The 14,897-nt window shown below is 66.3% G+C and carries 11 protein-coding genes; 6 read left to right on the top strand and 5 right to left on the bottom strand.

Translation table 11 applies throughout. The features are described from left to right. Positions 1 to 152 precede the first annotated feature (152 nt). Together AC06DU_RS16645 and AC06DU_RS16650 are read left to right on the top strand one after the other, a co-directional pair. The gene (locus AC06DU_RS16645) at positions 153 to 2,273 is read left to right on the top strand and encodes a TonB-dependent receptor (protein WP_478202862.1); all 2,121 of its coding nucleotides are present in this window, start codon (positions 153 to 155) and stop codon (positions 2,271 to 2,273) included. A 589-nt stretch (positions 2,274 to 2,862) separates the two neighbouring features. Then, the gene (locus AC06DU_RS16650) at positions 2,863 to 3,933 is read left to right on the top strand and encodes an aldo/keto reductase (protein WP_024938968.1); all 1,071 of its coding nucleotides are present in this window, start codon (positions 2,863 to 2,865) and stop codon (positions 3,931 to 3,933) included. Between the two features lie 193 nt (positions 3,934 to 4,126). On the opposite strand, the gene AC06DU_RS16655 is transcribed toward AC06DU_RS16650, so the two are convergent. The 4 genes from AC06DU_RS16655 to AC06DU_RS16670 all read right to left on the bottom strand — a co-directional run bounded on the left by AC06DU_RS16655 (position 4,127) and on the right by AC06DU_RS16670 (position 8,086). Beyond that, positions 4,127 to 4,765: a response regulator gene (locus tag AC06DU_RS16655; protein ID WP_024938967.1), complete on the bottom strand. Its 639-nt coding sequence runs from the start codon at positions 4,763 to 4,765 to the stop codon at positions 4,127 to 4,129. 192 nt (positions 4,766 to 4,957) lie between these two features. Further along, complete coding sequence (locus AC06DU_RS16660; RefSeq protein ID WP_047124705.1) at positions 4,958 to 6,007, bottom strand: ABC transporter substrate-binding protein; 1,050 nt, start codon at positions 6,005 to 6,007, stop codon at positions 4,958 to 4,960. Continuing rightward, the gene (locus AC06DU_RS16665; RefSeq protein ID WP_016904740.1) at positions 6,007 to 7,392 is read right to left on the bottom strand and encodes a sensor histidine kinase; all 1,386 of its coding nucleotides are present in this window, start codon (positions 7,390 to 7,392) and stop codon (positions 6,007 to 6,009) included. The genes AC06DU_RS16660 and AC06DU_RS16665 overlap by 1 nt, the downstream gene beginning before the upstream one ends. Then, on the bottom strand, positions 7,385 to 8,086 hold the full coding sequence (locus AC06DU_RS16670; protein WP_016904741.1) for a response regulator: 702 nt from the start codon (positions 8,084 to 8,086) through the stop codon (positions 7,385 to 7,387). Before AC06DU_RS16670 ends, AC06DU_RS16665 begins: the two co-directional genes overlap by 8 nt. Before the next feature lie 240 nt (positions 8,087 to 8,326). Here AC06DU_RS16670 and AC06DU_RS16675 point away from each other — a divergent pair, with 240 nt between their 5' ends. The 4 genes from AC06DU_RS16675 (at position 8,327) to AC06DU_RS16690 (ending at position 13,315) form a co-directional block, all read left to right on the top strand. After that, the gene (locus tag AC06DU_RS16675) at positions 8,327 to 9,520 is read left to right on the top strand and encodes an OprO/OprP family phosphate-selective porin (RefSeq protein WP_184611311.1); all 1,194 of its coding nucleotides are present in this window, start codon (positions 8,327 to 8,329) and stop codon (positions 9,518 to 9,520) included. A gap of 102 nt (positions 9,521 to 9,622) precedes the next feature. Further along, the gene (locus tag AC06DU_RS16680) at positions 9,623 to 10,951 is read left to right on the top strand and encodes a CitMHS family transporter (protein ID WP_024938963.1); all 1,329 of its coding nucleotides are present in this window, start codon (positions 9,623 to 9,625) and stop codon (positions 10,949 to 10,951) included. Positions 10,952 to 11,120: 169 nt separating this feature from the next. Continuing rightward, entirely contained in the window at positions 11,121 to 11,861 is a 741-nt protein-coding gene (gene phbB, locus AC06DU_RS16685; RefSeq protein ID WP_016904744.1) for an acetoacetyl-CoA reductase, read from the top strand. A gap of 422 nt (positions 11,862 to 12,283) precedes the next feature. Further along, a complete protein-coding gene (locus tag AC06DU_RS16690; protein ID WP_024938961.1) occupies positions 12,284 to 13,315 on the top strand; it encodes a LacI family DNA-binding transcriptional regulator in 1,032 nt (343 codons plus the stop codon). A 163-nt stretch (positions 13,316 to 13,478) separates the two neighbouring features. On the opposite strand, the gene AC06DU_RS16695 is transcribed toward AC06DU_RS16690, so the two are convergent. Beyond that, a complete protein-coding gene (locus tag AC06DU_RS16695; protein ID WP_039525534.1) occupies positions 13,479 to 14,798 on the bottom strand; it encodes an MFS transporter in 1,320 nt (439 codons plus the stop codon). Positions 14,799 to 14,897: the final 99 nt, after the last annotated feature.

Consider the following 14,897-nt stretch of genomic DNA (forward strand, 5'->3'; position numbering starts at 1 on the left):
CGCATTCGCAGCGCACGACGCTGCGGCATGCCCAGCGTGGCGGCGCTCGCGCCTGCTAGAATAGCGATAATGATTCCCATTTAATCTTCACCTTTCGCGTTGCCGTGCAGGTGCTGTTCCTGTGCCGGCCGCGCCTTGGAGTTCCTTGCCCGATGAAATCTCCCGTCTCCGGATCGGCCGGCATGCCGTTCGTTGCCACCCTCTGCCTGCTCGCCTCTGCCACCGCGTCCGCGCAATCGGACGTCACCGACACGCTGGACACCGTGGTGGTTGCCGCCTCGCGCTCCAACATGACCGTGACCGAATCGCCGCAGACGGTGTTGATCATCGACAAGGCGCAGATCCAGCAGCAGCTGACAATCTCCAGCAACTCCTCCGACGTGCTCGCCAACCTGATTCCCTCGTACACGCCCAGCCGCGGCAAGATGAATGGCAGCGGCGAAACCCTGCGCGGGCGCACGCCGCTGATCCTGATCGACGGCGTGCCGCAGTCCAATCCGATCCGCCCCACCGGGCGCGAAGCGCACACCATCGACTATGCGATGGTCGAGCGCATCGAAGTCATCCAGGGCGCCAACGCCATCAACGGCCTGGGCGCCACCGGCGGCACCATCAACATCATCACCCGGCGCCCGCAGGACGGCTCGTTGAACCAGCACATCGATGTGCAGGCCACCGCACCTACTTCCGAAGCGCGTGCGGAAACCAGCAGCGTCGAGACCCGCTACCGCGTGGACGGCCGCTCGGACAGGCTGGATTACCTGTTCTCGGCCAGCTACAGCGACCAGGGCCTGTATGTGGATGGACAAGGCCGGCCGATCGGCGCCGACAACACCCAGGGCGACCTGATGACGTCCAAGAGCTACGACGTGCTGGCCAAGCTCGGCTACGCGCTCACCGACACCCAGCGCCTGAGCGTCAGCGTCAACCGCTACCGCATCAAGAACGACAACGACTACATCGGCGTCGCCGGCAACCGCGCGCAAGGCCTGCCCACCAGCTCGGTGCGCGGCACCCCGCAGGGCACCGCGCCCTGGAACGATGTGCTGACCTCCAGCCTGTCGTACACCCATGACGATCTGGCCGGCATGCAGCTGAGCGCGATGGTGTTCAACCAGGAATTCGAAGGGCTGTTCGGTGCCGACAACTCGTCCACGTTTCAGGACCCGCGCATCGCCCCGGTCGGCACCTTGTACGACCAATCGCGTTCGGTCGCCTCCAAGTGGGGCAGCAAGATCAGCCTGACCAGGGACGACCTGCTCGACAGCCGGCTCAAGCTCACCGGCGGCGTCGACCTGCTGGCCGACACCGGCAAGCAGGATCTATACGGCACCGGGCGGACTTATGTGCCCGAGTCGGACTACCGCAATCTATCGCTGTTCGTGCAGGGCGAATACAAGCTGCTGCCCACGCTGACCCTGCACGCCGGCGTGCGCCGCGAAGAAGCCGAGTTGCAGATCGACAGCTACCAGACGCTGTGGCGCTACAACCGTGTTGCTGTCGAAGGCGGAACGCTCGACTTCAACCAGACCCTCTACAACACCGGCCTGGTCTATACGCCGCTCGAGGGTGTGAGCTTTTTCACCAGCTATTCCGAGGGCTTCGGCATGCCGGACGTGGGCCGCGTGCTGCGCGCGATCAACACGCCGGGCACGCGCGTGGCCAGCCTGAGCACGCTGGAGCCGATCCTGACCAAGAGCGTGGAAGCGGGCACCCGCCTCACGCGCGGCGCCTTCGACGCAGACCTGAGCTACTTCCAGTCCAACTCGGACCTGGGCACGCGCGTGGTGCCGATCAACGGCGCCTTCATGATGAGCCGCGAAAAGACCCGCGTGCAGGGCGTGGACGCCAGCCTGGGCTATCGCCTGGATGCGGCACATCGCCTGCGCCTGTCCTACGCCTACACCCGTGGCCGCTACGACAGCGATAACGATGGGCAGCTGGACGCACGCCTGGATGGGCTCAACGTGGCGCCCAACCGGGTGATCGCCTCGTGGTCGGCGCAGTGGACGCCGAAGTTCTCCTCGTTCGTGCAGGCCCAGCATGCCTTCAGCCAATCCTTCGACGAGGCCGACAAGCGCTTCAGCGGCTACACGCTGGTGGATGCGACCTTCAACTACGCGTTGCCGCGTGGCGCAGTGCGCATGGGTGTGTCCAACCTGTTCGACAAGCAGTACATCACCTACTACTCGCAATCGGCCCTGGTCGAACCGCTGCGCTACTTCGCCGGGCGCGGCCGCACCATCACGCTAGGCTATTCGCTGGATTTCTGATGGCGTAGCCTGATTGTCAGCAGTGCGCGCGATACGCCTGCGCACGCGTGCTGCTGCGCATGGGTGCCGATTCGTTGCGTCGTTTTGATGCAGTCAACAGCCTGGGCGGTCGAAGGCGCGGTGCTCTCGCCGCCCGCGGGACACGCCGTGAATCCGTCCGTGGAGGCTCGGTGGCGGCATCCATGCTGCCACACGGTCCCGCAAGCGGCAAGGACACCGCACAAACAGTTTGCTGGCTGTTTTATTGAAAGCCATGCGCACCAATCAACTCGACTGGTCCTTGCCGGCCCCACCGTCGCGGGACCTTACGCGGCATGGATGCCGCGTAAGAGCCTACACGGACGTACTTGCGGCGTGTCCCGCGATGGTGGGCGGGCAAGGGCCCTGCAACGAAGTCGCAGACATCAGCGTCTTGGTCGCTCAATCGCCTCCCAGTAGCGCGCATTCCTGCGTGACGATGCCGAGGTGACGATCCGGACGATCCGGACGATCGGGCAAGAATGCCGGATCACCAGGCTCACGCCGACCCGGCGGCCCGCGGCACAGTGCATCGCAACACGCACAACGCCACTACCGGGAGACACACCGCATGAGTCAGACACTGTCGCTGGACCACTATCGCCTGCTCGGCCGCTCCGGACTGCGCGTCTCGCCACTGTCGCTGGGCACCATGACCTTCGGCGAAGACTGGGGCTGGGGCGCGGACGCGGACGAAGCCAGGCGCATCTTCGATGCGTATGCCGACCGCGGCGGCAATTTCATCGACACCGCGGTCAACTACACCAACGGCGGCTCCGAGCGCATCCTCGGCGCGCTGCTCAAGCACCGCCGCGAGCGCTTCGTGCTGGCCACCAAGTTCACCATGGCGCGCGATCCGGACAACATCAACGCCGGCGGCAATCATCGCCTCAACCTGATCCGCTCGGTCGAGACCAGCCTGCGCCAGCTCGACACCGACCGCATCGACCTGCTGTACCTGCACGCCTGGGATTTCACCACCTCGCCGGAGGAAGTGATGCGCGGGCTGGAGCATCTGGTGCAATCGGGCAAGGTGCTCTACCTCGGCATCTGCAACACCCCGGCCTGGCGGGTGGCGCAGTTGCAGACATTGGCCGACCTGCGTGGCTGGTCGCCGCTGGTGGCGCTGCAGATCGAATACAGCCTGGTCGAGCGCAGCGTCGAACACGAGTTGCTGCCGATGGCACGCGAGCTGGGCCTGGGCGTGTTGCCATGGTCGCCGCTGGGCGGTGGCATCCTGACCGGCAAGTACAGCCGCGCCGATCTCTCCGACGACAACGCAGCCGAGGTCTCGACCAGCCGCAAGGGCGTGATCGCCTCGACCGGGCATCTCAATGCACGCTCGCTGGAGATCGCCGATGCGGTCGGTGCGGTCGCCGAGGAATTGGGTGCCTCGCGCTCGCAGGTGGCACTGGCCTGGACCTTGCGCAATCCGGCCGTGGTCTCGCCGGTGATGGGCGCGCGCACGCTGCAGCAGGCCGAGGACAACTTCGGTGCGCTGGAAATCGTCTTGAGCGATGAACATCTGGCTCGGCTGGATCGGATCAGCGCGCTGGCGCCGATCTTCCCGGAACGCTTTATCGGCCGGCCGATGGCGCAGCAACTCATCTACGGCACCTACAAGGTGCAGTTACGCAGTTGATGGATACATCGCAGACGGACGATCCGTCGGCAGCGATGCACTGCCTCACGTGCAATGATTTTTCATCGACAACGGCACGACCGATCAATCCGTCACGTCATCGCGCGTTTGCATCGCCGTTCTACACGACGCTGCGTCCCAGCACGTCATCGTCATCGCAAAACACGATGCAGCACACAATCACCAGGAGCGATCAGCCCTCGCCTTCCGGCTCCAGCGCCTTGACCAGCACTGCCGCCTGCGTGCGGCTGTAGCAGTCCAGTTTCTTCAGGATGGCGGTGACGTGCACCTTGACGGTGTTCTCGGCCAGCCCGAGTTCGTGCGCGATCTGCTTGTTGAGCAGGCCATCGGCCAGGCTCAGCAGCACGCGGAACTGTTGCGGGGTGAGCTGGGCGAGCTTGGAGGCCAGTTGCGCGTCGGCCTCCGAGCGCTCGGCGGTCATCGGCGGAAACCAGGTGCCGCCCTCCAGCACGCTGGCCACCGCAGTGCCGATCGATTCGGCCGGGGTGGATTTGGGAATGAAGCCGGCCGCGCCGAACTGCTGTGCGCGCCGGATCACGCGTGGGTGATCGTTGGAAGAGATCACCACCACCGGGATGTCCGGATGCTCGCCACGCACGTGCAGCAGCGCCGAGAAGCCGCGTGCGCCCGGCATCGCCAGGTCCAGCAGCACCAGCTCGGCCTGGGGGTGCGAGCGCAGCATCGCGCTCAGCGTGGCGGCGCTGGAGGCCTCCACCACATCGGCCTGCGGCAGGGTCTGCTGCAGCACGTGGATCACGGCGGCACGGAACAACGGGTGGTCGTCGGCGACGAGGATGGTGAGATCGGCCATGCGCCAAGTCTGGCACATGGCTGTGTCGGTTTCCCGCGTCCGGGCATCCATCCCCGCCTCGCTACGCGGGCATCCGGCCTGCCGGGCAGCCAGCATGGGCGTGGAAATCGCCGCCTCCATGCCCTGCACGCCAAGGCCGGCAGTGCACATCGCACCGGCATGCGGCCGTTCGCGCAGCTCGTCAGCGCTTGCCTAGCGCGGCGGCTGCGTGCTGGCCCGCCAGGCATCCAGGAACTGCCGGCGTTTGAGCTTGTCCAGATACACCAGCAGGCCGGGGCCGAGCGGGATCGGCCGGAACGGCGGCTGCGCCGGGCCGCCACGGCCGCCGGCGGCCGGCAGGATCGGCATCAGCCGCGCCTCGCGCGAGAGCACCTGCTGGCCGCGTGGCGAGAGCAGGTAATCCAGGAACCTGCGCGCCTCCGGCGCATGCGGTGCTGTCCTGGGGATCACCGCAGTGCGCAAGGCTACCAGCGTGTAGTCCTGCGGCTGCACGATGCCCAGCGGCGCGCCGGCGTCGATGCGCGTCTGCGCATAGGAGCCGAGCACGTTGTAGGCCAGCAGCAGCTCGCCACGGCTGACGCGGTCGAGCAAGGTGCCGGTGCGCTCTTCCAGCCTGACCTGGTTGGCCCCCAACGCGGCCAGCAATGCGCCGGCAATGCTGCCGACCTGCCCGTCCTGGGTGGCGAACAGATAGCCCACGCCGCTGCGCTCGACATCGTAGGTGCCAACCCGGCCGCGTAGCGGCGCGTCGGGCGCGCGCAGCAAGGCCAGCAGCTGCCGGCGCGTGCGCGGCACCCGCGCGGCGGCCAGCTTGCGCGTGTTGTAGACGATCGCCACCGGCTCGTAGCTGATGCCGAACACTTCGTGCCGCCACTGCGCCCAGGCCGGCAGCGCTTCGGTCTGCGCGGAGCGATGCGCGAGCGCGTGGCCGTCGTTCACCAGCTTGGTCTGCAGGTCCATGCTGGCGCTGATCAGCATGTCGGCGGCAGCCGTGGCCTTGCCTGGATGCAGATAGCGCTCGTAGATGTCCCAGGCGATCACGTCCTCGTAGATCACCTCGGTGCCCGGATGCAGGCGCTGGTAGTCCTGGATGACCGCACCAAACACTTCCAGATCGGTGGAGCCTTGCACGCGTAATTGCGCCTGTTTCGGGCCATGCGCGGGAAACACCCGCACATCGCCGGGCGCGGCACGCGCAACAACCGGTGCCAGCAAGACCACCATCAGCAACAGCACGCGCATCACCGCGTTCCTCCAGGAAAATGCAACGAGGCGATCAGCCCACCGCCGACGCGGTTGCTCAGATCGATGCGCCCGCCGTGCGCTTCGACCACGCGCTTGACGATGGCCAGCCCCAGCCCCGCGCCGCCGGCCGGTGCATCCGGCCCGCGGACGAAACGCTCGAACACGCGCTCGGCCTCGGCGGCGGGAATGCCGGGGCCGTGATCGGCGATGGTCAGCACGTGATGGCTGCCGTCGCTGGTGAGCGCCACCTGCAACGGCGCCCCGGCACCGTATTTGCAGGCGTTGTCGATCAGGTTCTTCAGCGCCTCGCGCAGCAGCAATGCATCGCCGCGCAGCAGTGCCGGTTGCGGGTCGATCGCCAGGTGCACGCGCGGTGCGCCGTCGCTGCGCGGCAAGGCCTCGTGCAAGGCCTGGTGCAGCACCTCGGCCAGGTCCACGGTGGCAAAGCGCTGCAGGTTGGCGCGGTGGATCACGCTGGCGTCGCTGAGCAATTGATTGAGCAGCCGGCTCATATGGCTGGCATTGCGCTCGATCGCCACCAGGCTGCGTTGCATCTCGCGCGGGTCGTCGTCGTCCATCGCCAGCTGCGCCTGCGCGCGCAAGGCGGCCAGCGGCGTGCGCATCTGGTGCGCGGCTTCGGCCATGAAGGCGCGCAGGGTTTCGTTGCTGGACGACAGCCGCGCCATGAAGCGGTTGAGCGCGGTCACCATCAACTGCATTTCCTGCGGCGCCGGCACGCTGAGCGGTTTCAGGTCGGAGGGCTCGCGCCGCGACAGGTCGCGCTCGATACGCTGCAACGGGCGCAGGGCGCGATACACGCCCAGCCACACCAGGCCCAGGGCGAGCAGCGACAGCACGCCGATCGCCACCAGCGCGTTGAGCACCACATCGCGTGCCACCGCATCGCGGGCGCGCCGGGTCTGACCGACCTGCACGCGCACCTCGCCCTGCCCGGAGGCCGATGCCACCCGATGCATCACCACCGCAAAGCGCACCGGCTCGCCGCTGTAGACGGCATCGAACAGCACCGGGCGCTCGTCGCCGGGCGCACGCGCCGGCAACGGCAAGCTCTCTTCGCCGGTGATGGTGCGGCCTTGCGCATCGAACACGCGGTAGAACACGCGGTCTTCCGGTGCCATGCCGAGCAGGTCCAGCGAGGCATACGGCAGGTCCACCTGCCAGTCGCCGCCGACCAGCGCCACGCTGTCGACGATGGACAGGGCCGAGGACACCAGCAGGTGGTCGTAGGAGCGGTTGGCGGCCCGCTCGCCGTAGTCGCGTGCAGCAAAGAACAGCACCACCGCGCCGAGCACCGACAGGCTGCCCAGATACAGCAGCAAGGTGCGCCGGATCGACGGTGCCACCATGCGCGGCTCAGCCATCGACGCCCGGCTCCACCGGCGCATGCGGATCGGCTTCTTCGAGCTTGTAGCCGGCGCCGCGCACGGTGACGATGCGCAACGGCGCGCCCGCCAGCTTGCGACGCAGGCGGCCGACATACAGCTCAATCGCATTCGGCCCGGCATCGTCGTCGAAACCGAACAAGCCGTTGCCGATCTCGTCCTTGCCCACCACATGGCCCAGGCGCCCGATCAGGATCTCGAACAGGCGGTATTCGCGATTGGGCAACTCGATCGGCACCCCGTCCAGCACCAGCGTGTGCGCGGCGTTGTCGAACACGAACCCGCCGATCTGCACCACCTCGCTGGCCTGCCCGCGGTTGCGCCGCAGCAGCACCCGGCAACGCGCCTCGAACTCGCGGAAATCGAACGGCTTGCCCAGGTAGTCGTCGGCCCCGACATCCAGTGCCTGCACGCGGTCTTCGATGCCATCGCGCGCGGTCAGCATCAGCACCGGCGTGGTATCGCCACGCTCGCGCATCCCGGCCAGCACGCGCAGTCCATCCAGCTTGGGCAGGCCGATATCCAGCACCACCAGATCGAAGCTCTGATAGCGCAGCACACTCGCCGCCGCCAGGCCATCGGACTGCCAATCCACCGCATGCCCGCTACGGCGCATGCGCCGCACGATGGCATCGGCGAGGTCGGCGTTGTCTTCGACTAGCAGCAGGCGCATGGGCGGGGAATCGAGAATGGGGAATCGGGAATCGGAACAGCGGTTGGCCGCGGCCGGAAGGTAACAGCCCTCGCGGACAAAAGCTCTTAACGCTCTTGCGATTCCCCATTCCCCATTCCCGATTCCCCCGCCCTGACAGGTCCATGACAGCTTCACCGGACTAGGCTGCTGCCAACGCGCCGCAGCGTGCTTGTGCGGTGCATCGCTGAACGTGATTCACACATGTACCTGGGAGGGTCTGTGAGCAACGACACCTTGCGTCTGCGCGTCTTCACCACCTGCGCCGCGCTGTGCCTGGCACCGGCCGCGCATGCGGCCGACGGCGACGGCCCGGTCACCGCCGAGGTGGGTGGGCGCGTGCACTGGGACTTCACCGTGTTCGACAACGACGAACGCGGCACGCCCGAGCGCAACGACACCCAGTTCCGCCGCGTGTGGCTGGATGTGGCCGGCAAGTTCTACGGTTTCACCTACAAGGCCGAGGCGGAATTTGCCGGCCTGCAATACGAGTCCGGCAGCCGCGGCATCCTGGCGCGCGATGTGTATGTCGCCAAGAAGTTTTCCGCCGGTACGCTGACCGTGGGCCAGTTCAAGCAGTATTTCTCGCTGGACGATCGCACCGGCTCCAACTACGGCCCGTTCCTGGAACGCGGCTATGCCTCCACCACGCTGGCGCCGATCTATCGCAAGGCGATCTCCTGGCAGGCCAATCGCCCCGATGCGACCTGGTCCACCGCGGCCTACAGCCTGGAAAGCATCGACAATTCCTCGACCAAGGGCGGCGCGCTCGGCACGCGGCTGACCTTCGCACCGGAGATGGGCGAGGCACGGCTGCGCCACCTGGGCGTGTCGCTGGCGCACGAGCGCTATTCGCATCCGGGCAGCGGCGGCGCGGCGTCCCTGCTGATCCGGCCACGTCCGGAAAACGATCTGGCCAACAACAGCCGCATCACCCTGGCGCGCTTTGCCGATGGCCGCGATACCGATTTCGACAAATGGTCGCTGGAATACGCCGAAGTGCTGGGCCCTTGGTCGTGGCAGAGCGAATTCAGCGGCGGCCTGCTCGACGACGGTTCGCAGCATGCCAAGGTATTGGCCAGCTACGGCCTGGTCAGCTGGTTCGTCACCGGCGAGTCGCGCGGCTACGACCGCAAGACCGGGCGTTTCAGCCGGATCAAGACGCCCAATCGCCCCTCCGGCGCGTTCGAGCTGGCCTTGCGCTACGACTACATGCGCGGCGATCAGCATCTGGACGGCCAACCCGATTTCATCAACGCCAGCACGCAGTCGTGGACGCTGGGCGGCAACTGGTATTTCAAGCCGAACCTGCGCGTGATGCTCAATGTGATCGACAGCCGCAACCGCGACCGCATGGCCGATGCGGTGGTCGATCACACGCTGGCGGTGACCGGCCGCTTCCAGTACGACTTCTGACCGTTTGCCTGGTCTTCGCATGATGCGTTACCGCTGCTGCAATGCACCCGCCGCCGCGCGCTCCACTCTCCCCCTGCTGTACGCCTCAAAGGATTTGCCCGCATGCTGACCGCGCTCGGTTTCGGAATGGTGATCACCTTCATGTACCTGATCATGAGCAAGCGGCTGTCGCCGCTGGTGGCTCTGATCACGGTGCCGATCGTGTTCGCGCTGCTGGGCGGCTTCGGCACCGGCATCAACGAGATGATGCTCGACGGCATCAAGAAGATCGCGCCCACCGGCGTGATGCTGATGTTCGCCATCCTCTACTTCGGCGTGATGATCGATGCCGGCCTGTTCGATCCGCTGGTCGGCCGCATCCTGCGCCTGGTCAAGGGCGATCCGCTGAAGATCGTCATGGGCACGGCGATCCTGGCAATGTTGATCTCGCTCGACGGCGATGGCTCCACCACCTACATGATCACCGTGTCGGCGATGCTGCCGCTGTACCAGCGCCTGGGCATGAACGCGCTCAACCTCACCTGCGTGACCATCCTGGCCAGCGGCGTGATGAACCTGACCCCGTGGGGCGGCCCCACCGCGCGTGCCGCCACCGCCCTGCATGTGGATCCGGCCGATGTATTCGTGCCGCTGGTGCCGGCGATGGCGATGGCAATCGCCGGCATCCTCACGCTGGCCTGGTTTCTGGGCATGCGCGAACGGCGCCGCCTGGGCGTGGTGCGCCTGCCGGCCGACGGCAACTGGCTGGACACCAGCATCCCCGAAGAAAGCGATGCACTGCCGCGCGTGGAAGACACCGAGGACATGAAGCGGCCCAAGCTGCTGTGGGTGAACCTGCTCCTGACCCTGGCGCTGATGGCCGCGCTGGTGGTCGGCGTGCTGCCGATGCCGGTGCTGTTCATGATCGGCTTTGCGCTGGCACTGATGATCAACTACCCCAACCTGGCCGAGCAGCGCCGCCGCCTGGTCAATCACGCCGGTAACGTGCTGTCGGTGGTGTCGCTGATCTTCGCCGCCGGCATCTTCACCGGCATCCTGTCCAACACCGGCATGGTCGAAGCGATGTCGCGCAGCTTCCTGGCAGTGATCCCGGACAGCTGGGGCCCGTATCTGGCGGTGATCACCGCGATCGTCAGCATGCCGTTTACGTTCTTCATGTCCAACGACGCGTTCTACTTCGGCGTGCTGCCGATCCTGTCCGAAGCCGCCGGCCACTACGGCATCACCCCGGTGGAAATGGCGCGCGCCTCGCTGGCCGGGCAACCGGTGCATCTGCTCAGCCCGCTGGTGCCATCGACCTATCTGCTGGTCGGCCTGGCCAAGGTCGACTTCGCCGACCATCAACGCTTCACGCTGAAGTGGGCGGTGCTGATCTCCCTGTTGATGTTGGCGGGCGGGTTGTTGTTTGGCCTGTTTCCGTTGGCGCGCTAGCCGCGCGCCGGGAATGGGGAATCGGGAGTGGGGAATCGTAAGGGCGGCGCTGTGCTGTCATGTCGATTCCTGAGTTCCACATGGCGAACAGAAGCCGCAAAAGCGGCTCCTGCTCTACCGATTCCCCACTCCCGATTCCCCATTCCCAAACTCCGAAGGAGTTCAAGCAATGACACTTCGCATCGCATACGTCACCAGTGGCATGGGCAGTGTGGGTACCGCGATCTGCCAGAAGCTGGCGCGCAGCGGGCACACCGTGGTCGCCGGCTGCGGACCCAATTCGCCGCGCAAGACCTCCTGGCTGCGCGAACAGCGCGAGCAGGGCTTCGAGTTCGTCGCCTCCGAAGGCAATGCCGCCGATTGGGATTCCACCGTGGCCGCGTTCGCCAAGGTCAAGGCCGAGGTCGGCGAGATCGATGTGCTGGTCAACAACGCCGGTGGTAGCCGCGACACCCTGTTCCGGCAGATGAGCCGCGACGACTGGAACGTGGTAATCGCCAGCAACCTGCATTCCCTGTTCAACATCACCAAGCAGGTGGTCGACGGCATGACCGCGCGCGGTTGGGGACGCATCGTCAACATCGGCTCGGTCAGTGCGCACAAGGGCCAGATCGGGCAGATCAATTTCGCTACCGCCAAGGCGGCGATGCATGGCTTCAGCCGCGCCCTGGCGCAGGAAGTGGCCTCGCGCGGGGTCACCGTCAACACCATCTCGCCGGGCTATATCGCCAGCGCCTCGATCAGCAGTTTCCCACCCGACGTGCTCGACCGCCTGGCTACCTCGGTGCCGATCCGCCGGCTCGGCAAACCGGCCGAAGTCGCCGGGCTGTGCGCCTGGCTCGCCTCCGATGAGGCCGCCTACGTGACCGGCGCCGACTATGCGGTCAACGGTGGTCTGTACATGGGTTGACAGCCGCTGACAGCAGGTGGCACGCGGGCGTCATATCGGTGCCGCCGGCATGCCGGTGTCTTACTGCGCAAACGATACATGCCGGCTCCGAACACCGAGCGCGCCAGCATGTCGCTGAGCGCGGTCCTGGGTAGTCGCGGTGAAGCTTCACTGCTCTGATGCCTCACTGCTCTAATGCTTGACTGCTCTGAAGTTTCACTGCTCTCAAGCCTCACTGCTCTCAAGCTTTACTGCTCTGAAGCCTCACCGCTCCAAAGCCACGCGCTAGTCGTGGCCGCTGTCATGCACGCCACGCGCGCCTGCCGCTTGCATGCAGGTGCGTGATTGCGTTTGACCGGCGCGCACAAGCGGCCGCCACTGCGTCGATCAACCCGCCTCCAGCGCGAACTGATTACACTCGGGTTTTTCCGCACTGCGCTGACATGGCCAAACCTTCAGAACGCGCCACGCCGGGTGCCCGCCCGCAGATGGCCGACATCGCCCGCATGGCAGGCGTGTCCGAATCCACCGTGTCGCGTGCCCTGGCCGGCAGCCCGGTGGTGGCCGAGCGGACGCGTGCGTACATCAAGCAGATTGCCGCCGATGCCGGCTACCAGGTGGATCCGATTGCGCGCAGCCTGCGCGCCAAACGCTCCAACACGGTGAGCGTGGCAGTGCCGATGATGCATGCGCTGGACCAGCCGCTGTCGGACCCCTTCATGATGACGATGCTGGCGCTGCTGGCCGAGGAACTGACCGGGCGCGGCTACAGCATGCTGCTGTCCAAGCTCGACCGGCATCAGGACGGATGGGTGGAACAACTCGCACGCGGCAGCCGCTCCGATGGCGTGATCGTGCTGGGGCAAAGTTCCGAACATGCCGCGCTGGACGAAGCCGCGCGCGATGGCCTGCCGATGGCGGTCTGGGGCAGCCGCATCGACGGGCAGTCGTACATCAGCGTGGGCAGCGACAATTTCCAGGGCGGCGCGCTGGCCACCGAACATCTGATTGCCAGCGGCCGTCGCCGCATCGCCTTTCTCGGCGACGACCAGTTACCCGAGGTTGCACCGCGCTTTGCCGGCTATCGCCATGCGCTGCAGCGGCACGGGCTGGAGTTCGATACGCGCCTGCATGCGCGCAGCCACTTCCTCAGCGAAGACGCCTACCGCCTCACCCGCGCGATGCTCAAGAAGACCGATCCGCCGGACGGGCTGTTCGCCGCCTCCGATGTGATTGCGGTCGGTGCGATCCGCGCCCTGGTCGAAGCCGGGCATCGCGTGCCACAGGACATCTCGCTGGTGGGCTTCGACGATATTCCGCTGGCCGCCTACAGCCAACCGCCGTTGACCACGGTGCGGCAGGACCTGGGCCTGGCCGCGCGCCTGCTGGTGGACCGGCTGCTGGCGTTGATCGGCGGCGAAGCGGTGGAGTCGGTGGAAATGCCGGTGAAGTTGGTGGTGCGTGAGTCGGCGTGAGGCCGGGATTGGGGAATCGGGATTGGGGAATCGGGATTGGGGAATCGGGAATCGTAAGAGCGGGCGTGCTGGTGCGCGGTGCATAGCATAGCTACGCGTTGCTGCCCGCGTGATCGCGGTCGGTTGCTTCAGTACGCAGCGACACAGGCGTAACGCGTCGCGGCTACACCACTGCTGCCTTGGGCTTGCGGACGCGTACGCATAGCATCGCCACAGCGGCGGCCAGCATCAGTGCGCCGGCCAGGCGGATCACGTTGCGCGGGTCGCCGTGCAACAGCCACTCGTAGTACAGCGGCAAGGTGACGATCTGGATCAGCATGGGCAGCACGATGAACAGGTTGAACAGGCCCATGTACACACCGGTGCGCTCGGGCGGAATGCTGTCGGCCAGCATCAGGTACGGGTTGCCCATCATGCTGGCCCAGGCGAGCCCGATGCCGATCATCGGCAGCAGCATCAGCCAGCGGTCCTGGATGCCCGGCAACACCCACATGCCCACGCCGGCCGCGACCAGGCAGGCTGCATGCGTGTACTTGGGGCCGATGCGGCGCACCACCGGCACCATCGCAAACGCGGCCAGAAACGCGACAAAATTGTAGAACCCGCCGATCTGCCCATTGACCAGGCCGGCCTGGCGGAAGCCATGCGAATCGGCTTCGGTGGTGCCGAACAAGCTGGTCGATAGCGACAGCACGATGTACTGCCAGTAGCAGAAGATCGCGTACCACTGGAACAGCATCACCGGCGCGAGCTGGCGCATGGTCGGCGGCATCGCGCGCAGGGCGCCGTAGATTTCGCGCACTGTGGCGCCCAGGCCGGCACCGGTCTGGCGCATCCGCGCGATCTCTGCCGGCGCAAGCACCGGCTCGCGCACGCTGCGCGCGGTGAGCAGGATCGAGGCCGCGGAAAACCCCGCACCGATCACGAAGGCGGCGATGGTGACATAGGGAATGTGGTGCGCATTGGCGGCGTCCTGGTTCATGCCCATCCACACCAGCAACGGCGGGGTGAGATAGGCCAGCGTCTGCGCAAGCCCGGTGAACGCGCTTTGGGTGAGATAACCCAGCGGCCGCTGCGGTGGCGCCAGCACATCGCTGACCAGCGCACGGTATGGCTCCATCGCCACGTTGTTGGCCGCATCCAGGATCCACAGCAGGCACACCGCCATCCACAGCGCAGTGCTGAACGGCATCGCCAGCAGGCACAGGCTGCACACCAGCGCGCCCAGCACCATGTACGGCATGCGCCGACCCCAGCGGGTCACCGAGCGGTCGCTCCACGCGCCGACGAACGGCTGCAGTACCAGCCCGGTGATCGGCCCGGCCAGCCACAGGTACGGCAGGCTCGCGTGATCGGCGCCCAGATAGTTGTAGATCGGGCTCATGTTGCTCTGCTGCAGGCCGAAGCTGTATTGCACGCCGAAGAAGCCGGCGTTGAGCGCCAGGATGCGCGCGAAGGAGAACGGAGTGGCGGTCGACGACATGCAGAACCCTGGGCATCGGTGCGGCTCCCAGTGGCCGCAGCGCACTGTACCCTGCCGTCTTTGCAATCGATTGTAACGCTGCGTCGCAACACGTTTCCG

This window comes from Xanthomonas sp. NCPPB 3200, assembly GCF_056393585.1.